General features: G+C 34.3%; 16 protein-coding genes and 4 pseudogenes. 18 read left to right on the forward strand and 2 right to left on the reverse strand.

The features are described 5' to 3' along the window. Positions 1-9: 9 nt before the first annotated feature. Together cysE and NYR89_RS10225 are read left to right on the forward strand one after the other, a co-directional pair. On the forward strand, positions 10-825 hold the full coding sequence (gene cysE / locus NYR89_RS10220) for a serine O-acetyltransferase (RefSeq protein ID WP_279445720.1): 816 nt from the start codon (positions 10-12) through the stop codon (positions 823-825). Between the two features lie 237 nt (positions 826-1062). Then, a pseudogene (locus tag NYR89_RS10225) lies at positions 1063-1970 on the forward strand (1,4-dihydroxy-2-naphthoate polyprenyltransferase). Positions 1971-2046: 76 nt separating this feature from the next. On the opposite strand, the pseudogene erpA reads toward NYR89_RS10225, so the two are convergent. After that, positions 2047-2389 (reverse strand): annotated as a pseudogene (gene erpA / locus NYR89_RS10230) (iron-sulfur cluster insertion protein ErpA). Positions 2390-2533: 144 nt separating this feature from the next. On the opposite strand from erpA, the gene NYR89_RS10235 reads away from it, so the two are divergent. From NYR89_RS10235 to rpoD, 16 genes and pseudogenes are all read left to right on the forward strand, one after another. Further along, positions 2534-3661, forward strand: coding sequence for an LPS O-antigen chain length determinant protein WzzB (locus tag NYR89_RS10235; RefSeq protein ID WP_279445721.1), 1128 nt, complete (start codon positions 2534-2536; stop codon positions 3659-3661). Positions 3662-3663: 2 nt separating this feature from the next. After that, positions 3664-4473: a DUF4422 domain-containing protein gene (locus NYR89_RS10240; protein WP_279445722.1), complete on the forward strand. Its 810-nt coding sequence runs from the start codon at positions 3664-3666 to the stop codon at positions 4471-4473. 16 nt (positions 4474-4489) lie between these two features. Then, a complete protein-coding gene (locus NYR89_RS10245; RefSeq protein ID WP_279445723.1) occupies positions 4490-4927 on the forward strand; it encodes a glycosyltransferase in 438 nt (145 codons plus the stop codon). After that, positions 4914-5567, forward strand: a complete 654-nt coding sequence (locus NYR89_RS10250; protein WP_279445724.1) for a glycosyltransferase — start codon at positions 4914-4916, stop codon at positions 5565-5567. Before NYR89_RS10245 ends, NYR89_RS10250 begins: the two co-directional genes overlap by 14 nt. Positions 5568-5577: 10 nt before the next feature. Then, positions 5578-5954 (forward strand): annotated as a pseudogene (locus NYR89_RS10255) (glycosyltransferase family 2 protein); the annotation flags it as partial. A 27-nt stretch (positions 5955-5981) separates the two neighbouring features. Continuing rightward, positions 5982-6629, forward strand: a complete 648-nt coding sequence (locus NYR89_RS10265) for a hypothetical protein (RefSeq protein WP_279445726.1) — start codon at positions 5982-5984, stop codon at positions 6627-6629. A 16-nt stretch (positions 6630-6645) separates the two neighbouring features. Continuing rightward, complete coding sequence (locus NYR89_RS10270) at positions 6646-7695, forward strand: sugar transferase (protein ID WP_279445727.1); 1050 nt, start codon at positions 6646-6648, stop codon at positions 7693-7695. A 1-nt stretch (position 7696) separates the two neighbouring features. After that, positions 7697-9028 (forward strand): O-antigen polymerase, encoded by a 1332-nt coding sequence (locus tag NYR89_RS10275; RefSeq protein ID WP_279445728.1) that lies wholly within the window; start codon positions 7697-7699, stop codon positions 9026-9028. Further along, entirely contained in the window at positions 9025-10485 is a 1461-nt protein-coding gene (locus tag NYR89_RS10280) for a flippase (protein ID WP_279445729.1), read from the forward strand. The genes NYR89_RS10275 and NYR89_RS10280 overlap by 4 nt, the downstream gene beginning before the upstream one ends. A gap of 33 nt (positions 10486-10518) precedes the next feature. After that, on the forward strand, positions 10519-11616 hold the full coding sequence (glf, locus tag NYR89_RS10285; RefSeq protein ID WP_279445730.1) for a UDP-galactopyranose mutase: 1098 nt from the start codon (positions 10519-10521) through the stop codon (positions 11614-11616). Between the two features lie 17 nt (positions 11617-11633). Continuing rightward, complete coding sequence (locus NYR89_RS10290; protein ID WP_279445731.1) at positions 11634-12944, forward strand: sugar transferase; 1311 nt, start codon at positions 11634-11636, stop codon at positions 12942-12944. Between the two features lie 230 nt (positions 12945-13174). Beyond that, entirely contained in the window at positions 13175-14092 is a 918-nt protein-coding gene (locus tag NYR89_RS10295; RefSeq protein ID WP_279445732.1) for an acyltransferase, read from the forward strand. 13 nt (positions 14093-14105) lie between these two features. Beyond that, entirely contained in the window at positions 14106-15176 is a 1071-nt protein-coding gene (rfbB, locus tag NYR89_RS10300; protein WP_279445733.1) for a dTDP-glucose 4,6-dehydratase, read from the forward strand. Between the two features lie 222 nt (positions 15177-15398). After that, a complete protein-coding gene (gene rpsU, locus NYR89_RS10305; RefSeq protein ID WP_005598703.1) occupies positions 15399-15614 on the forward strand; it encodes a 30S ribosomal protein S21 in 216 nt (71 codons plus the stop codon). 178 nt (positions 15615-15792) lie between these two features. Beyond that, the gene (gene dnaG / locus NYR89_RS10310) at positions 15793-17535 is read left to right on the forward strand and encodes a DNA primase (protein WP_279445734.1); all 1743 of its coding nucleotides are present in this window, start codon (positions 15793-15795) and stop codon (positions 17533-17535) included. A 73-nt stretch (positions 17536-17608) separates the two neighbouring features. Next, on the forward strand, positions 17609-19495 hold the full coding sequence (gene rpoD / locus NYR89_RS10315) for an RNA polymerase sigma factor RpoD (protein WP_341536375.1): 1887 nt from the start codon (positions 17609-17611) through the stop codon (positions 19493-19495). A gap of 151 nt (positions 19496-19646) precedes the next feature. On the opposite strand, the pseudogene tyrS reads toward rpoD, so the two are convergent. Continuing rightward, positions 19647-20838 (reverse strand): annotated as a pseudogene (gene tyrS, locus NYR89_RS10320) (tyrosine--tRNA ligase). Between the last annotated feature and the right edge of the window lie 17 nt (positions 20839-20855).

The following is a 20855-nucleotide window of genomic DNA, read 5'->3' on the forward strand; positions in this document are numbered from 1 at the left end:
GAGGTTTACATGAACGAAAGCGAACTTAATCAAATTTGGCAGAATATTCGAGAAGAGGCACAGGAATTAGTTGAAAATGAACCGATGTTAGCGAGTTTTTTCCATGCCACTATTTTAAAACATAATAATTTAGGTGGCTCATTGAGCTATATTTTAGCGAATAAATTAGCTAACCCGATTATGCCGGCGATCGCGTTAAAAGAAATTATTGAAGAAGCCTATCAGGCAAATCCTCAAATTATTGCCAGTCTTGCCTGTGATATTGATGCAGTTCGCACTCGAGATCCTGCAGTAGATAAATGGACAACACCACTGTTGTATTTAAAAGGCTATCATGCGATTCAAAGTTATCGTGTGACACATTACCTTTGGCGACAAGGTCGTAAGGCGTTGGCAATTTACCTACAAAATGAAATCTCTGTGGCATTTGATGTTGATATTCATCCGGCGACGAGATTAGGTTGTGGCATTATGTTTGACCACGCAACGGGTATTGTCGTAGGTGAAACGGCAGTGATTGAAAATGATGTCTCGATTTTACAAGGCGTAACGCTTGGTGGTACGGGTAAAGAACACGGTGATCGTCACCCGAAAATCCGTGAAGGGGTGATGATTGGCGCCGGTGCAAAAATCTTAGGTAATATTGAGATTGGACGTTATTCGAAAATCGGGGCGAATTCGGTTGTGTTACAACCGGTACCGGATCATGCAACTGCGGCCGGTGTTCCTGCACGTATTATCGGACAATCTTCGGCTCAAAAACCCGCTTTCGATATGAATCAATATTTTGAGGATATTGAAGGGACTTATGGTGATGGGATCTAAGATTTGAAGAGTGACCAGTTAAATTAATAGGATAAGGATTAAGCGTAATTCTAGATGTTAGGCTTAATCCTTTTAATTTTTATCAAACTTACGGTGGTTAAGATTTTATCCTTAGGTTCTCCATACGCAGAATAACAAAGGATTGTGGTAAAATTTATATGATACACACTTTTATCTAAGAGTATTGGGTATAGTAAAAAATTTAAATTTTTAGTTAAAACAGGAAGAGATTAATTAATGGATAAACATTCCGCTTTTTCGATTTGGTTCATCACTGCACGACCGAGAACATTACCTTTAGCTTTAGCTTCTATTATTGTTGGTTCGGCATTGGCATACTGGGCTGAGCATTTTGATTTGATTACCACAGTGCTTGCCTTTATTACCACCATTTTATTACAAATTTTATCTAATTTTGCGAATGATTATGGCGATCACGTGAAAGGCTCCGATACAAAAGAACGAATTGGACCGCGCGTGCGATTCAACACGGTGCAATCACGGGTAGCCAATTAAGAAATGCGGTTATTTTACTTAGTATTTTATCGTTTATTGCTGGTGTAGGACTGACGGTTTATGCCTATCAATCTGTTCAAGATCTGGTTGTGTTTATTAGCTTAGGTGTTATTTCGATCGTGGCGGCAATTACTTATACGGTCGGCAAAAAAGCCTATGGTTATTTAGGTTTAGGCGATTTATTCGTACTGATTTTCTTTGGTTTTGTGGCGGTAATCGGTACATTCTACTTACAAGTCCATAGTATCCCGGCGATGATTTTTATTCCTGCTTTTGGATGCGGTTTATTATCGGTTGCCGTCTTAAATATCAATAATTTACGTGATATTAATCAAGACAAACAAGCTGGGAAAAATACCTTAATTGTACGTATCGGCAGTCAAAACGGACGAATTTATCACGTGATGCTATTGGTACTCGCGGTCGTTTCTTATCTGATTTTTGCAATAAGTGAATTTCAGCATTGGTATAGCTACTTATTTTTATTTGCCGTCCCGTTACTTGCTAAACACGGCGTATTTGTCTATCGCCACAAAGATCCGATTGAACTACGTCCGATTTTAGGACAAATGGCAGGATTGGCGCTGATTACCAATTTATTATTCAGTTTAGGGATTTTCTTAGGATAGGGTAAATGCTAAACAAAAAAAGACCGCTTGTTGGATGAAACATCGCCAACAAGCGGTCTTTTCTTACAAAAATCTTTCAAATACTGAAAGAGGAACCACAGCCACAAGTTGAACTTGCATTCGGATTTTGTACTACGAAACGGGAACCGTCCAAACCCTCGGTATAATCTACAGTGCCGCCGATTAAGTATTGTAAACTCATCGGGTCAACCACTAAACCAACGTTTTGGTTCTCAATGGTTAAATCGCCTTCATTTACTTGGTCGTCAAAGGTAAACCCATATTGGAAACCACTACAACCGCCCCCGGTAATATATACTCGTAAACGAAGATTCGGGTTATCTTCGCCCTCAATTAAACTCTTAACTTTCTTTGCTGCAAGCATCAGTAAAGATAAGAGGAATTTGAATATCGCTCATTTTTTATTCTCAGTTTGAATCTAAAATCTTTGGTATTATCTCCCAATATTAACTCTGCATCAATAACATTCTTTGCTTATCTATAGGCTTTCTAATATAATATACAGTCAATATATTTTTGTTATTTATTTTTGAGAAAACCTTATGGCAACACTTGAACAAGTATCAAATGAACAAGTATCAAACCAAACTAACGAGGAAATCGATCTTGCTGAATTGGTTCGCGTGCTTTGGAAGAAAAAATTATTAATTGCTATTGTTACCTTTATTTTTACTGCATTAGCGACAATTTATGCTTTTACGGCGAAAGAGAAATGGACATCTCAAGCAGAGATTATTACTCCTAGAGTGACGGATATATCTGAATATTTATCGTTACGTAAAGAATATAATTTAATTATTGGTTCAGAGTTTAAAGAAAATGAGATTCGTAATGAACTCAGTGAGCTTTTTGGTCGTTATGTGCTTTCTTACGATGAAGCAATTGCTTTTTTTAAAACAACAGATACTTATAAAAAACTTTCAGAAACAGAAAGTGAAGAGACTTTACAAAGAGCAATTTCTGAGTTTGCAACGGAATCACTGAAAGTGATAAAGCCGGATGCTAAGAAAGATCCTAATGCTCTAGGCAGTAAGATAGCAATCTCGTCTGATACAGCATTATCTGCACAAACTACATTGAATGACTTCATTCGTCATATTAGTGATACTTCTTTTAATTTCAGTAAAAATGAATTTATTTATTGGGTAAAAGAGAGCGTCTCTAGCCTAAATTACGAGAAAGAAGTGATAGAGCAAGACCAGAGTATTCAACGAAAAGTTCAGATTCAAAACTTAGAAACTGCACTTGATATGGCGAAAAAAGCAGGAATTAAAGAGTATAGTTCCGCATTATCATCAAATAGCTCTGTAGCCAATCTAGCGGTAAGTGATACAAAAATTCCATTATCTGACTCTAAATTATCAGATGGAACCTATTTGTTTATGCTCGGTGAGAAAAATTTACAAGCACAATTAGATATTGCGAAAACTAAAGAAATTGTATATTCGCCAAGATATTACCAAATTCAGGAGCAACTTTTAAAATTAAATACTTTGTTACCCAAAGTAGAGAAAGTAGTAGGGCAAGCTTATAGTTATATTTCTAGCCCTGAATTACCGGTAAAACGAGATTGGCCTAAACGTTTTATTTTATTGTTAATTGGTGCAGTTATCGGTAGTGTGTTAAGTAGTCTTTGGGTTTTAGGTAAACATATTTTAAGTCAGAAATAATTATGAATAGTAATAAAGATATAAAGATTATTATCGCGACGCATAAACAACACTTTATGCCATTAGATGAAATGTATTTACCTTTACATGTTGGTAAATTAGGTAAAGCGGATCTTGGTTATCAAGGAGATGATAGCGGCGATAATATTTCAATAAAAAATCCTAATTTTTGTGAGCTAACGGGGCTATATTGGGCGTGGAAAAATTTGCCGAATGACTATTTAGGTCTAATCCATTATCGCCGTTTCTTTAGTGTGAAAAGCCGTACGGAACGTAAAAATAACCCGCTAGAAACCTTATATTTAACGAATAAAGAAGCAAGTCAATTACTAAGTCAATATGACGTAATTGTACCGAGTAAGCGTAATTATTATATTGAAACGCTTTATTCCCATTATGCCAATACGTTACATGCAGAGCATTTAGATGTCACTCGTGAAATTATTGCTGAAAAGTACAGTGAATATTTAGCGAGTTTTGATGCGGTAATGAAGCAACGTAGCGGATATATGTTTAATATGTTCATTATGTCTAAAGAACTTGTAAATGATTATTGTAGTTGGTTATTTCCAATTTTATTTGAATTAGAAAAACGTATTCCGGCAGAGCAATATTCAGCATTTCATGCCCGTTTTTATGGGCGTGTAAGTGAACTATTATTTAACGTTTGGTTAAAACAATATGCTCAATCTAAGCCATTAAAAATAAAAGCAATTCCGTTTGTTTATGGTGAGAAAATCAATTGGTTGAAGAAAGGAATGGCATTCTTAGTTGCTAAATTCTTCGGTAAGAAATATGAGAAGAGTTTTTAAGTCATAGGAAATAATAATGAAGCGTATACTAGTGTATGGAATGACAGATAATTTTGGAGGAATGGAAGCCTATATCCACAATATTTATCAGCATCTAGATCGGACTCAAATTCAGTTTGATTTTGTGTGTGATTTTCCAAACATGACCTTAAGTGATTATTATCTTGAACATGGCTGTAAAATTCATTTTATTCCACCTAAAAACCAAAGTTTATTTAAAAGCCTATGGGCTATGTGGAAAGTCATTAAAGAAAATAACTATGATGTTATTTATTTTAATATTATGAATGCCGGTTACGTACTTAATATGCTTCCTGCTTTTCTATTAGGAAAAAAAATTATTGTGCACTCCCATAATGCAGGTACAGATAAGAAAAGATTGCACTATAAGTTAAGATGGTTATTGAATAATGTAGCTCACGTGAAACTAGCTTGTACAGATGACAGTTGCTAAGTTTATGTTTGGTAAAGATAAGCAATATATATTGATAAAAAATGGCATTGATTTAAATAAATATCAATATGACATAAATATATATAATTCAACTCGTGATAAGTTAGGATGGAAGCGGAATAGTAAGACCATTTTATATGTAGCAAGAATGGACTATCAGAAAAATCCATTTTTTACGCTAGACGTAATTAAGAAAATAAATCAATTAGATCCATCTGTACATTTTGCTTATGTTGGTGATGGACCTATGAAAAAAGATATTATTGCCTATATCAACGATAATAACATCAATAATATTCATTTATTAGGGATTAGACATGATGTAAACGAATTAATGATCGCATCAGATTGTCTGATATTACCTTCATTATTTGAGGGGCTTGGTATTGTAGCTATTGAAGCTCAGGCCGCAGGTCTCCCTGTATATCTCTCAAATAGAATTCCTTTAGACGCTAAAATTTTATCTTCAACGGAATTTTTACCTATCGATGATAGTAAAGATATTAATTTGTGGGCTTCAAAAATTATGGACTGCTTAAATACAGATAAGCCAAGAAAGAGTGACAGAACAGTATTAGCGGATGCTGGATATGATATAAAGTTAGTTGCGCAGAAACTCCAAAGTATTTTATTAAATTAAAGAGTAAATAATGAATCACGCAAAAATTAGTCTCATCTTTGCTTGTTATAACGTTTCTCAATATTTGGATAAATTGTTCAAATTACTTGTAACTCAACCTTATCAAAATATTGAAATTATCTTTGTTGAGGATTGCTCAACAGATGATACTAAAGCAAAATTACTGGCATTTAGTGACTCGAGAGTGAAGTTGCTTTGTAATGAAAAAAATATAGGGGCGACTGAAAGCGCAATCGAGGTATTCAGATTGCAACAGGAGAATATATTTGGTTTCCTGATCCCGATGATTTATTTGATGAATCGCTACTTACTAAAGTAAATTCCATTATTCAGCAAAATAGACCTGATGCTATCAGTATTGGAATGCAGGAGCGATATGAAATAAATGGTAAAACGGATTATACAAAAGATATCATGAGCCAATATGATGGTTTAATTACAGGTGATTTTACTGATGTCTTTGTTGATTTAGAAGAATCATTCTTATTTGGTTATACAAATAATAAGTTTTATAAAACTAATATTATTCATAAGTATCGTATTTTGAATGAGCATCAGGCTTTAAAAGAAGATTTTGAGTTTAATATCAAAGTATTTAAGCAAGTATCTAATTTCTATTTACTAAATGAACCGCTTTATTTTTATATGAAGCGTAATAACGGTAGCTTAACTTCTAAATTTGTACCGGATTATTTTTGTATTCATATGCAAACGCTCGAATCATTTAAGGAATTAGTTAAAGAAAAAGGCTCAATAAACAATAATGTTAACCGTTTATTAGTAAATCGCTTTGTTCGTTATTGTTTATCTGCGATAGAACGTAATAGTTCTCTAAAATCTGGGATGTCTTTTTTAGAACAAAATCAATGGATTAAAGAGAATATTTTTAATCAAGAAAAATATAATGAATATTTATTACTTTCTGATTTAGTAAATAAGAAACAGAAACTTTTTTATTTTTTAATTAAATATAGAATAGGATTTTTATTAGTTACTGTTGCGAATCTCGTTAAATTAGTCAAAGCAAAATTTCCTATTTTATTTGTAAAATTAAAAAGCTGATTAACTGGATTTTAAAATGAAAAAATACCAAATTGTTGAGTTAAGTACCGAACATAACCATGCCGGCAGTAAAGCTGTGCAAGATGTTTATGAAATTGCATTATCACTAGGTTATGAAGAAAATATAATTAGGACTGCTACTACTGTTGATTCGTTTATAGCAAAAATTCAGCGTCAAATTCTCTTTCTTATTGACTGGATAAAAGTATATTTATCTATTGAAGCCAATTCTGTTGTACTTATTCAGAACCCATATCATCATAAGCAATTAATAAGAAATTGGGTATTGAATCGCTTAAAGAGAACAAAAAAGGTTAAATTTATTTCTTTAGTTCATGATGTAGAAGAATTAAGAAAAAGTTTATATAGCAACTATTATAAGAATGAATTTGAAACAATGTTATCTCTGGCAGATTCGATCATTGTTCATAATGATAAAATGAAGTCTTTTTTTATCAAGAAAGGTTATTCGGAAGACAAATTAATCAGTTTAGGCATTTTTGATTATTTGCAAAAATCTGTAGATAAGAAACGTGTGATCTTTGAACGAGCTATTTCTGTAGCTGGTAATTTAGATATTAAAAAGTCAGCTTATATTGCACAATTAGGCTCGCTAGGCGCAATTAAAGCCCATTTATATGGACCTAATTTTGAACATTCTTTAGAAGCGTTTCCGAATATTGAGTATCACGGTTCATTCCCTGCAACTGAAATTCCACAAAAATTAGTATCCGGTTTTGGATTGGTTTGGGATGGGCAGAGCATTGAAACTTGTACAGGAGATTTTGGCGAATACTTACAATACAATAATCCTCATAAATTATCGCTTTATTTATCATCAGGTATGCCAGTGGTTATTTGGGATAAAGTTGCTGAAGCAGACTTTGTCAAAAAACATAATGTAGGACTTTGTGTGTCTTCACTAAATGAGTTACAAGATAAATTAAACGTAATGACTGAGCAAGAATTTGAAGAAATGGTAAATAATGTTGAAAAACAGACCGCCTATTTAATGAGCGGTGAATATACTAAAAAAGCTATTTCTGAAGCGGAAAGAGTTATTTAAAATGTTTTTATATCTTTTAGTGTTTTCATTACTATTAATACTCATATTTAATTTATTAATAGTAAATCTTGATTATATGCATCCTTCGATTTTATTTGTCGTGCCATTTTTAGTATTTGGCGTTACAAGTATCTTGGGAGAAGATGCTTACAAGATAATTTTTCATGAAGAAACACTATTGGTAATAGTAAGTTCAGCTTTAATTTTTACTTTAGTAACCTTGGTATCTCAAACCGTATACAAGACTAAATCTCAACTTAGCGAGCCTCTTACTGAAATTAAAATTAGTAAAAAAGTTACGGTTTTTTTTATAGTATTTTTTATTGTAACTCAACTTGCTTTTATCAAGTATTTAGAAGCAATCTCACTAGCACATTTAGGGTATTCTAGTAGCTTAGGGGAAATGATTTCCCTTTATGACGTAATGACTAAATTTTGGCCAGAGATATTTTCTGAGTTAAATGTTCCCATTCCGTTATTATATCGTATTGGAAATCCGATCACTCAGGGCTTTGGGTATTTAATTGTTTATATTTTTATACATAATTATGTTGCGATCAAAAAAATCGATAAATTACAAGTATTAATTGTTTTGTTGCTTTGCTTAAATATCATCCTAAATGGTAGTAGAAGTCCGATATTTAGAATTGTCACTATGATGTTGATAACCTTCTATATCCTCTATAATAAGCAGAATAATGTGAGAAAAGGCAACCTTAAATTTTTATTAAAAAGTTTATTTATTGTGATTTTTTCTGGGACATTCTTTATTGCATTGTTAAGTCTAATGGGACGAGAAAATGATTTAGATTTGTTTCATTATATTTTTATCTATGTAGGAGCACCGCTTGTAAATCTTGATAATTATTTAGCTTTTAGACCTGAAGGTTCTTATGCAACTATTTTCGGAGAACAAACATTTAGGGGGTTATATGCTTATATAGCTAAAATAATTTCTGATGAGTCATTAATTTTCCCTACGATAGATCAGTTTACATTTAGTAATAATGGATTAGAAATAGGTAACGTATATACAACATTTTATTCATTCATTTATGATTTTGAATATGTTGGATTTATACCACTAATATTTCTTATTGCTTTATATTATATTTTTACATATCAGAAGCTAAAGACAGGGACTATCAAAACGAATAAAGTGCATTTTTCACTATTTGTTTATGCGTATTTGTTTAATGATTTAATTATGTTAGCTTTCTCAAATAGATTTTATACCACAGTATTAGATATAGGATTTATTAAAATTATTATATTTTCATATATTTGTCACTTTCTATTTGTACATAGAAATAAAATAAAGGAAACTATATGAATGTGAAAAGTGTGAAGTTTAACTTCATAATGAATTTGATTCTCACGGTGTCAAATTTTTTATTTCCTTTAGTGACATTTCCTTATGTATCTCGAATTTTACTACCGGAAGGAACTGGAAAGGTTGCTTTTGCTATTTCAGTGGTAAGTTATTTTTCTATCTTTGCATCTTTAGGCGTGGCAACCTATGGTGTAAGAGCCTGTGCTCAGGTTAGGGATAACAAAGATTTACTTTCTAAAACAGTACACGAATTATTATTTATTAATATTATTGCAACAATTATTGTATATGTATGTTTTTTATTGGTTGTTGCATTGGTACCTAGATTCGCAGTAGAAAAGGAATTGTTTTGGGCAACATCTATTTTTATTCTTTTTACTATTATCGGTATTGAATGGTTATATAAAGGATTGGAAAAATATCAATATATTACAATTAGGACAATTATTTTTAAATTGATTGCCCTGATATTAGTATTTGTTTTTGTTAAAACAAAAGATGATTATATTATATTTTCCATTATTTCTGTTTTTGCTATAGTTGGTTCAGGGATATTTAATCTCTATAATTCTAGGAAGTTAATTTATTATCGTATATATAAAAATTATGAGTTAAAAAAGCATATTAAACCAATGTTTTTTTTATTCCTTACGACATTGTCTATAGCAATATATACTAGTATTGATGAAGCTATCTTAGGTTTATTGACCTCTTCTCAAGAAGTTGGCTACTATAATGCGACGATGAAAGTTAAGGGGATTTTATTTACTCTCATTACTTCGCTAGGCATAGTATTATTACCTCGTCTATCTTATTATGTGGAGAATAATATGACAGATGAGTTTCATTCTGCATTGAAGAAATCAATGAATTTTATTATTGTGATTGCAGTTCCGCTAGTTATCTTTTTTATGCTTTTTGCAAAGGAAACAATTTTAATATTAGCGGGAGAAAACTATATTAATGCAATTTTACCATTACAAATTATTGTTTGGGCGTTACTATTAAGTGCGATTACGAATATTTTAGGTATTCAGATTTTGCTTCCTTTAAAGAAGGATAAAGAGTCGCTTATTTCTGTATTATTAGCGACAATCGTTGATATTATAGCTAATTTGGTTTTAGTTCCTCATTTAGCTTCAGTAGGGACTGCCATTTCAGTTATTTTGGCGGAGTTAACGGTATTAATTGTTCAATTGTTAATTTTGAGAAGATATATATTCATTCTCTTTAATGAATTGCAATTTTTTCGAATAGGGTTGGCCATAGGCTCTTCTATTATATTAAGTTTTAGTATATATCAATGGAATATAACAGACTCTGTTATGATTACATTTTTAATATTGAGTTGTATATTCTTTACGACTTATTTTTGTTTATTATTAATTCTAAAAGAAAATTTTATGATGTATGTCTATCACACAATTCAGCATAAGATATTTAAACGAATTATATAGCATCATTGCACAGCATATCCTTGGAGAATAGAAATGAAGTATGATTACTTAATTGTTGGAGCCGGGCTTTTCGGTTCAATTTTTGCTCATGAAGCCACAAAACGTGGTAAAAAATGTTTAGTGATTGAAAAACGTGATCACATTGGTGGTAATTGTTACACCCAAAATGTTGAAGGCATCAATGTTCATAAATATGGTGCACATATTTTCCACACAAGTAATAAGATGGTTTGGGATTATATTCAACAGTTTGCTGAATTTAATCGTTTTACTAATTCACCGGTTGCACGCTATAAAGATGAACTATATAGCTTACCATTTAATATGCTGACGTTTAATAAAATGTGGGGAGTAATTACTCCACAAGAAGCAGAAGAAAAAATTAAAGAACAAATTGCTTTAGAAAATATTACAGATCCTAAGAATCTTGAGGAGCAAGCAATCTCTCTTGTCGGTCGAGATATTTACGAAAAATTAATTAAAGGCTATACAGAAAAACAATGGGGACGTAAATGTACGGAGCTTCCTGCGTTTATTATTAAACGTTTGCCGGTGCGTTATACCTATGACAACAACTATTTCTATGATACTTATCAAGGTATTCCTATCGGTGGTTATACCGGTATTTTTGAAAGAATGTTAGAGGGGATTGAAGTCAAATTAGGCGTAGATTTCTTTGCAGAACGAGAATATTACGAGGGCTTAGCAGAAAAAATCGTATTTACCGGTATGATTGATGAATATTTTGGCTATCAATTTGGTAAATTGGAATATCGTAGTTTACGTTTTGATAATGAAGTTTTAGATATATCAAATTATCAAGGTAATGCTGTGGTTAATTATACTGAAGCAGAAGTGCCTTATACTCGTATCATTGAGCATAAGCATTTCGAATATGGTACTCAGCCAAAAACGGCGATTACCCGTGAGCATTCAAAGGAGTATGAAGAAGGAGATGAACCATATTACCCTATTAATGACGTGCGTAATAATGAACTTTATGCGCAATATAAGGCTTTAGCAGATGCTACACCAAATGTGATTTTTGGTGGACGTTTAGCCCAATATAAATATTTTGATATGCATAATATTATTGCAGAAGCATTAGAGTGTGTAAAAGCACACTTTTAATATAGAGGAGTAACGCTTTGAATAAGATCATTGCTAAGATTAGCTTAATCCTTGTTGATTTTATCGCAATATTTGTATCGATTTTGGTCGCAGTATCGCTAAGAAAAATACTTGGCTTATTCTTTACGCTTCCGGAAATTGATTATTCATATATTTTCTTTGCATACGTATATTTAATTTTAATTCTGATGATGGCGTATCTAGGGGTTTATACTAAGCGTTACGATTTCTGGCACGAAAGCAGATTAATTGTGAGAGGATCATTCCTCTCGTTATTAATTCTTCTTTCTGCCTTGGCACTTGGACAAAATGCCGAGTATTATTCAAGAAGTACATTGGTATTAATTTTCTTATGCTGTACGGTGATATTGCCTATAGCAAAGATATTTACCAAAAAGGTTTTATTTAAGTTAGGTATTTGGCAGTTACCGGCAAAAGTAATTAGTGAAAGTGAACAGTTCAAGAATGAGCTTTTTGAGGACCAATATTTAGGATATGTAAAAGCAAATAATTCTGAGCATAAGATTATTTTTATCGATGGAGCTAATCTAGGTAAAGATAAACTTAATCAAATTATTGAAGATAATATTAAAAATAGTAGAGAAATTATTTTTACACCCGTATTAAATGGATATGATTTCTCTCATTCATATATTTATAACATTTTTAATACAAGAACGAATATTTTCACACTAGAAAATGAGTTACTAAGTAAAACTAATCGAATTTTGAAATTATTAATGGACTATATTCTGGTAATTAGTTCAGCCGTTTTTTGGATTCCTGTATTAGGTTTAATTGCTTTTTGGATTAAGAAAGAAGATCCCAAAGGAGAGATTTTCTTCCAGCAGAGAAGATTAGGTGTAAATGGGAAGGAGTTTATGTGTTATAAATTCCGTTCTATGTACTCCGATCAGTCGTTTATGCAAGAATGGTTAGAAAAAAATCCAGAGGAAGCGACCTATTATCGTATCTATCACAAATATATGAATGATCCAAGAATTACTAAAATTGGGACATTCTTACGAAAAACGTCACTGGATGAACTCCCTCAATTAATCAATGTATTACGAGGAGAGATGAGCCTTGTGGGGCCTCGTCCTTATATGGTAATCGAAAAGAAAGATATTGGTAAAAAAGCACCGCTTGTATTGGCGGTAAAACCGGGCATTACAGGAATGTGGCAAGTCAGTGGGCGTAGTGATGTCAATTTTGATAGTCGTGTTGAAATGGATGTTTGGTATATGAAAAACTGGTCGCTTTGGAATGATATTGTAATTCTGATTAAAACTGTCCAAACCGTATTTAAACGTGATGGGGCTTATTAAAAGTGATGGTTGATTTTTTCCAGATTATCAATATTTTCTTATTTAGTATATCTATTGCAAAATAACATATAATTTTGGTAAGAAGTTAATAACTAAATCATTGCTATTAAAGGATGATCTAATGAAACAAACTACGTATCTGGTTTATTTAGATATACTAAATATTTTCGCTTGTTTTGCAGTACTGTTATTGCATCATAGGTATTGTACATTGGTATAATGTAAATGATATGGCTTGGCAACAAGCCTTATTTTTTGAAGTGGCTTTTTATTGGGCTGTTCCTATTTTCTTTATGTTAACAGGGGCAACGTTATTCGATTATCGTAATAGGTATTCGACCAAGCAATTTTTTATTAAGAGATTGCAACGCGCAGTTTTTCCATTTTTACTCTGTAGTTTAAGTTTACTCGGATATGGTTTTTACACTGGGGCTATAGAAACACTAAGTATTAAAGAGAGTATTAATATGATCTTTAATACTAGAGATATTCCATTTATTGAAATATATTGGTTCTTTATACATTTATTTTCATTATATATGTTAGTTCCCGTGTTATCTTTATTAAAAGATAATTATAGCATTTTATGCTATATAGTAGGAGCTATGTTCCTCACTCATTCATTCTTTCCTGTTATTTTTGATTTTCTAAAATTACATTATAACTGGTCAATTATTTTCCCTATGGCAGGATACTCTATCTATTTAGTGTTAGGCTATTTATTATCCAGATATACATTAGAGAACAAATATAAGGTTATCATTTATATACTCGGTGTATTTGGTGCTATATTTAGATATGTTTATACTTATCATTCTTCATTGGAAACTGGTCACTTAGATCGAACATTATTTAGTTATATGCAATTTCATACAGTCTTTTTAGCAGTTGCAATTTTTGTTTTTGTAAAAGATTTTTTTAGTGATATTAAATTCTTTAATGCCAAAGTATTAGCTGTGTTATCTTCTTGTAGTTTAGGAATTTATTTAATTCATAAATTAATCATGCATTATGAATTAAAATTGTTAGCCATCTCTGAAGATAATTTCTATTGGCGTTTCTTTGGTGCTTTTATGACTTATAACATTTGTTTGGTTATTGTATTATTAGTTAAACGAGTCCCCTATCTAAGGGCTATCTTTCCATAAAGAATATTATAATATGAAAATCCTTATCACAGGCGGAGCCGGTTTTATCGGTTCCGCCGTTATTCGTTATATTATCCAAAATACGCAAGATAGTGTGGTAAATGTAGATAAACTCACCTATGCTGGAAACCTTTCCTCGTTAGCAAGTGTGAGTAGTAGCTCTCGTTACCATTTTGAGCAAGTTGATATTTGTGATAGCGATCGAATTTCGCAACTTTTTTGCAAATATCAACCGGATGTGGTAATGCACCTTGCGGCGGAAAGCCATGTAGATCGTTCAATTGAGGGACCTGCGGCGTTTATTCAAACCAATATTATCGGTACTTATACGTTATTAGAAGCAAGTCGTCGATATTGGATAGATTTGCCCTTAGATAAAAAGCACAATTTTCGTTTCTATCATATTTCAACCGATGAAGTTTATGGCGATTTAGGTAACCTCGAGGGGCTATTTACGGAAACTTCGCCTTACGCACCTTCCAGCCCTTATTCAGCTTCGAAAGCATCGAGTGACCATTTAGTTAGAGCTTGGTTTCGTACTTATGGTTTGCCAACATTAGTGACAAATTGTTCGAATAACTACGGTCCTTTCCAATTTCCGGAAAAGCTGATTCCATTAGTGATTTTAAATGCACTTGAAGGGAAATCGTTACCTGTTTATGGCAATGGTTTGCAAATTCGAGATTGGTTATTTGTAGAGGATCATGCTGTTGCACTTTATAAGGTGTTATGTGAGGGAAAAGTTGGAGAAACTTATAATATTGGTGGTCATAATGAGAAAACCAATATTGAAGTTGTTCGTATGATTTGCCGATTATTAGATGAATTTGTGCCGAGTAGGCTCAATGGTATTGATAAATACGAAGGACTGATTACTTATGTCGAGGATCGTCCCGGTCATGATATTCGTTATGCGATTGATGCAAGTAAAATATCAAGTGAATTGGCTTGGCGACCTCAAGAAACCTTTGAATCGGGATTACGTAAAACTGTCGAATGGTATTTAGCGAATCAGGATTGGTGGCGAGCTATACTTGACGGCTCTTATCGCCGTGATCGTTTAGCATCGGATCTTAATACTTAAATATAGATAAATTAGGATCATTTGAGATCTTTCTCAAAAATAAAGCGGTCGTTGTATTTGTTTTTTAGTCTAAAAAGTGTGAATTTGCATAACGTTCTTACTGAATTTATCCTTTACTTTAACTATCAGTCATGCGGTAGAATGTGCTACCTTTTTTAGTTCTATGTCGCCAAAAATTGTGTGCGACTTTATTTAAACATATATTTCCTGAGGTGATGGCATATGCCAGTAATTAAAGTTCGTGAAAATGAATCATTTGACGTTGCATTACGTCGTTTCAAACGCTCTTGCGAAAAAGCAGGTTTATTAGCAGAAGTTCGTGCTCGTGAATTCTATGAAAAACCAACTACAATTCGTAAACGTGAAAAAGCATCTTTAGCTAAACGTCACGCTAAACGTAATGCACGTGAAAATGCACGTAACACTCGTTTATACTAATTAGCAGTCTGCTATTTAGCTTAAATTAACTAAAACCGTGAAACCTTTTGGAATCACGGTTTTAGTGTTTCTAGTGAACCCTCTATCTAACCTATAGTAAATAAGCGGTCAAATTTTGATGATTTTTTGCAAAATTTAGTGTAAATATTACCGCTTGCCATTATGACAAGGAGAATCAATGAAAGGCACTATTCCTCGTTCGTTTATTGATGATCTTGTTGCACGTACCGATATTGTTGAGCTGATCAATAGCCGAGTTAAACTTAAAAAAGCTGGGCGAGATTATCAAGCTTGCTGTCCATTTCATCACGAAAAAAGTCCTTCATTTACTGTCAGTCAATCTAAACAGTTTTATCATTGCTTTGGTTGTGGTGCACATGGTAATGCGATTAGCTTTTTGATGGATTATGATAAATTAGAATTTCCGGAAGCGATTGAAGAACTGGCGGCGATGCAAGGTTTGGAAGTGCCTCGCGAGAATGTGATAAATCGTGATGGTAAGCCTCAGGCAAGTTATAAAACTAAACGTAATTTATATGAACTGTTAGAAGCGATTAGTCATTTTTATCAACAAAACTTAACCCAAGATATTCCTAGCCAAAGTTATTTACAAAGTCGTGGTCTTTCGTCGGAAATTATTGATCGCTTTGAGATTGGCTTCGCTCATAATTCAATGGATTCGGTGCTACGTAAATTTGGCACGAGTCGTGATGAGGTGCAGAAATTATTTGATACGGGTATGGTTACGCAAAATGATAGCGGTCGAATTTATGATAAATTTCGCAATCGTGTGATGTTTCCGATTCGTGATAAGCGTGGACGTGTGATTGCTTTCGGTGGGCGAGTAATGGGTGATGAGCGTCCGAAATATATGAATTCACCGGAGTCGGCAACTTATCATAAAGGCAGTGAGTTATACGGCTTATTCCAAGTTTTAAAGCAAAATGAAAGCCCGGAATCTTTAGTTGTGGTTGAGGGTTATATGGATGTTGTGGCTCTTGCTCAATTTGGGGTGGATAATGCGGTTGCGTCATTAGGCACGGCAACCACTGGCGAGCAAATTCAACAAATGTTCCGCGTTACCGAACAAGTAATTTGTTGCTATGACGGAGATAGAGCCGGACGTGAAGCGCTGTGGCGGGCTTTTGAAAATGCATTACCTTATTTACACGACGGTCGTCAGTTGAAATTTATTTTCTTACCGGATAGTGAAGATCCGGACAGTTTTGTCCGTGTTCATGGTAAGCAAGGCTTTGAGGCATATTTGCAAAATGCAATGTCACTCAGCGATTTTCTATTTGATTCTTTAATGGCACAAGTCGATCTTTCTAGTAAGGAAGGAAAATCAAAATTAGCGGCATTAGCGATACCGTTGATCAATCGTATCCCCGGAGAGATGTTACGAGTATATCTGCGTAATATTTTAGGACAAAAATTAGGCATTTTAGATCCAGCACTGTTAGAGGCAATGTTACCAAGTCGGGTGTCAACATCACAAAACACCGTGCTAAAAACGCCACAAATTAAGCGTACGCCAATGCGATTATTAGTCGCTTTATTATTGCAAAATCCGGCGTTAGTCAAATTTGTGCCGGATATTTCCGCTTTGAAAACACTTGATGAGCCGGGATTTGAATTGCTAATTGAATTGGTTGATGTTTGTCGACAAAAAGTAGGCATTTCAATGGGGGCGTTACTAGAACATTGGCGAGATAGAGCGGATTTTCGTACGCTGGAGCTGTTAGCCAATTGGGATCATTTAGTTATTCCCGAAAATATTGAAAGCACTTTTATTGAAACGCTCGATTTTCTTTATGCTAAATTAGTGGAAAAGCGAATTGAAACATTGATCGCTAAAGAGCGGACAATGGGACTTACTACAGAGGAAAAACAAGAATTAGTGATGTTGATTGCACAGTAATTAAGCGGTCATTTTTAAGAAATTTCTTGCAAAACTATCAAGAAAATTGCAATTAATGGTATAATCCAACACTATTTTTGCTCGCACAAAACGGAAACGAATTATGGAACAACAATTAGAACAGCAATCCCAATTAGAACTTCTGATTGCCCAAGGGCGTGAACAGGGGTATTTAACGATTTCGGAAGTACATGACCACTTACCGGAAGAGTTGGTTGATGCAGAGCAGATTGAAGATATTATTCAAATGATCAACGATATGGGGATCAAGGTTTTAGAAACTGCCCCAGATACCGATGATCTGATGCTTGCAGAAAATATCGCAGATGAAGACGTGGTTGAAGAAGCAACAAAAGTGCTTTCGACTGTTGAATCGGAATTAGGACGAACAACTGATCCGGTACGTATGTATATGCGTGAAATGGGAACAGTCGAATTACTTACCCGTGAAGGCGAGATTGATATTGCAAAACGTATTGAAGAGGGTATTAACGAAGTACAGTGTGCCGTTGCAGAATATCCAGAAGCCTTGACCGATTTAATCGGTTTCTACGCTCAAGTGGAAGAAGGTACAATGCGTTTATCAGATCTTGTAACAGCTTTCGTGGATCCAAACATTGAAGCAGATGAAACATTAGCGGACTTAGATGTCGATTTAGATGATGAAGAAGCTGAAGATGTTGCTGATGTTGATGATGAGAACGAAGAGGAAGAAGGCGATAGCAGTGCGGATACAGGCGATGATAACTCTATTGACCCTGAGCTTGCACGTGAAAAATTCTATGCATTACGTGAGCAACACGAAAAAGCGTTACAAGCGATTCAAAAACACGGTCGTGCTCATAAAAAATCAAGAGAACATATCCAAGCACTTTCAGATATTTTCCGTGAGTTCCGTTTAGTACCGAAACAGTTTGATTTACTTGTTGAATCTATGCAAAAAATGATGAAACAAGTGCGTGCGGAAGAACGCCAAATTCAACGTTATGCGGTTGAATATGCACAAATGAAGAAAGCAGATTTCTTAAAATTGTTCCAAGGTAATGAAACCTCAGAAGAATGGATTGAAAAAGCAATTAATGCGAAAAAAGGTGTCGCACCAAAACTAGCGAATTATATTGACCAAATTCGAGTCAATATCGCTAATTTACAACGTATGGAGCAAAATACCGGTTTAACGATCGCACAAATTCGTGAAATCGGCGGCCGTATTGCAAATGGTGAATTAAAAGCTCGCCGTGCGAAAAAAGAAATGGTAGAAGCGAACTTACGTTTAGTTATCTCGATTGCGAAGAAATATACCAACCGTGGTTTGCAATTCTTAGATTTGATTCAGGAAGGTAATATCGGTTTGATGAAAGCGGTAGATAAGTTTGAATATCGCCGTGGTTATAAATTCTCTACTTATGCGACATGGTGGATTCGTCAGGCGATTACTCGTTCAATTGCTGACCAAGCTCGTACGATTCGTATTCCTGTACATATGATCGAAACGATTAATAAACTGAATCGTATTTCTCGTCAATGTTTACAAGAAATGGGACGTGAGGCGACGCCAGAAGAGTTAGCAGAGCGTATGGGCATGCCGGAAGATAAGATTCGTAAAGTGTTGAAGATTGCGAAAGAGCCTATCTCAATGGAAACTCCGATTGGTGATGACGATGATTCACATTTAGGTGATTTTATTCAAGACGAAAGCCTTGAATTACCGTTAGATTCAGCAACGGCGGAAAGTTTACGTATCGCAACTAACGAAGTGTTAGAAGGTTTAACACCTCGTGAAGCGAAAGTTTTACGTATGCGTTTCGGGATTGATATGAATACTGACCATACCCTTGAGGAAGTCGGTAAACAATTTGATGTAACACGTGAGCGTATTCGTCAGATTGAAGCGAAAGCGTTACGCAAACTTCGTCACCCGAGCCGTTCGGAAACGTTACGTAGTTTCTTAGATGACTAGCGATTAGATAAAAAATGCCCAAGTGAGTTTAATCCTTGGGCATTTTTTTATCCATAACAAGCGGTTACATTTGCAAAAAATTCACAAATTTGACCGCTTGTTCAGAACATAAAAAAAGGAAGCATGAGCTTCCTTTTCGTTTATATCAGGCTTATTTAACCGTTACACGAGCAAATTTACGTTTACCAACTTGATAAACAAAAGTGCCTTGTTGTGCGTTTTGACGAACATCTTCCACTTTTTCGCCATCAATTTTTACGCCGCCTTGCTGTGCTGAACGAATCGCTTCAGAAGTTGACGCAACTAAACCGGCTTCTTTTAATAAAGTCGCTAAACCAATTTCGCCTTCAAAAGTAAATTCCGGCATTTCATCTGGGATTGCACCTTTTTGGAAACGGTTGATAAACTCTTGTTCTGCTTGCATCTGCCGCCGCTTGATCGTGGAAACGAGCAATTAACTCTTTCGCTAAAAGAATTTTCACATCACGTGGATTTTTACCGGTCGCAACGTCTGCTTTTAATTGTGCAATTTCATCTAATGGGCGGAATGAAAGTAAATTATACCAATCCCACATTAATTCGTCTGAAATCGACATCACTTTACCGAACATATCGCTTGGTGCGTCTGTAACACCGATATAATTACCAAGTGATTTTGACATTTTTTTCTCGCCGTCTAAGCCGACAAGTAGTGGTAATGTCATTGCCACTTGTGGTTTTTGACCCGCTGATTTTTGTAGCTCACGACCTACTAATAAGTTAAAGGTTTGGTCTGTACCGCCCAATTCAACATCCGCTTCTAACGCAACAGAATCATGACCTTGTAGTAACGGGTAAATAAATTCGTGAATTGCGATAGATTGGTTATTGGTAAAACGTTTTTTGAAATCGTCACGCTCAAGCATACGTGCAACCGTATAGTTTGACGCAAGGCGAATCATCCCTTCCGTACCTAATTTACCTAACCACTCAGAGTTGAATACTACACGAGTTTTATTCGGATCTAAGATCTTGAATAATTGTTGTTTATAGGTTTCCGCATTGCGTAATACGTCTTCACGGGTGAGCGGTGGGCGAGTTGAGTTCTTACCAGACGGATCACCGACCATACCGGTAAAATCCCCGATTAAGAAGATCACTTCGTGACCAAGTTGTTGGAACTGGCGAAGTTTATTTAAAACAACGGTATGACCTAAGTGAATATCCGGGGCTGTCGGATCCGCACCTAATTTAATGCGTAACGGACGATTTTCTTTTAGCTTTTCAATTAAATCTTCTTCAGAATAAATGTTTTCAACACCGCGTTTCAGTTCGGCTAAGGTTGCTTCAATAGATTGAGCCATTTGCTGATTCCTTATAT

Source organism: Actinobacillus arthritidis (genome assembly GCF_029774155.1).
Lineage (GTDB): Bacteria > Pseudomonadota > Gammaproteobacteria > Enterobacterales > Pasteurellaceae > Actinobacillus > Actinobacillus arthritidis.

Coding starts and splice junctions, on each gene's coding strand:
- glf (WP_279445730.1), top strand. CDS start 10,519: ATGAAGTATGATTACTTAATTGTTGGAGCCGGGCTTTTCGGTTCAATT.
- rfbB (WP_279445733.1), top strand. CDS start 14,106: ATGAAAATCCTTATCACAGGCGGAGCCGGTTTTATCGGTTCCGCCGTT.
- NYR89_RS10235 (WP_279445721.1), top strand. CDS start 2,534: ATGGCAACACTTGAACAAGTATCAAATGAACAAGTATCAAACCAAACT.
- NYR89_RS10240 (WP_279445722.1), top strand. CDS start 3,664: ATGAATAGTAATAAAGATATAAAGATTATTATCGCGACGCATAAACAA.
- NYR89_RS10250 (WP_279445724.1), top strand. CDS start 4,914: ATGACAGTTGCTAAGTTTATGTTTGGTAAAGATAAGCAATATATATTG.
- rpsU (WP_005598703.1), top strand. CDS start 15,399: ATGCCAGTAATTAAAGTTCGTGAAAATGAATCATTTGACGTTGCATTA.
- NYR89_RS10275 (WP_279445728.1), top strand. CDS start 7,697: ATGTTTTTATATCTTTTAGTGTTTTCATTACTATTAATACTCATATTT.
- cysE (WP_279445720.1), top strand. CDS start 10: ATGAACGAAAGCGAACTTAATCAAATTTGGCAGAATATTCGAGAAGAG.
- NYR89_RS10245 (WP_279445723.1), top strand. CDS start 4,490: ATGAAGCGTATACTAGTGTATGGAATGACAGATAATTTTGGAGGAATG.
- NYR89_RS10270 (WP_279445727.1), top strand. CDS start 6,646: ATGAAAAAATACCAAATTGTTGAGTTAAGTACCGAACATAACCATGCC.
- dnaG (WP_279445734.1), top strand. CDS start 15,793: ATGAAAGGCACTATTCCTCGTTCGTTTATTGATGATCTTGTTGCACGT.
- NYR89_RS10265 (WP_279445726.1), top strand. CDS start 5,982: ATGAGCCAATATGATGGTTTAATTACAGGTGATTTTACTGATGTCTTT.
- NYR89_RS10295 (WP_279445732.1), top strand. CDS start 13,175: ATGGCTTGGCAACAAGCCTTATTTTTTGAAGTGGCTTTTTATTGGGCT.
- NYR89_RS10280 (WP_279445729.1), top strand. CDS start 9,025: ATGAATGTGAAAAGTGTGAAGTTTAACTTCATAATGAATTTGATTCTC.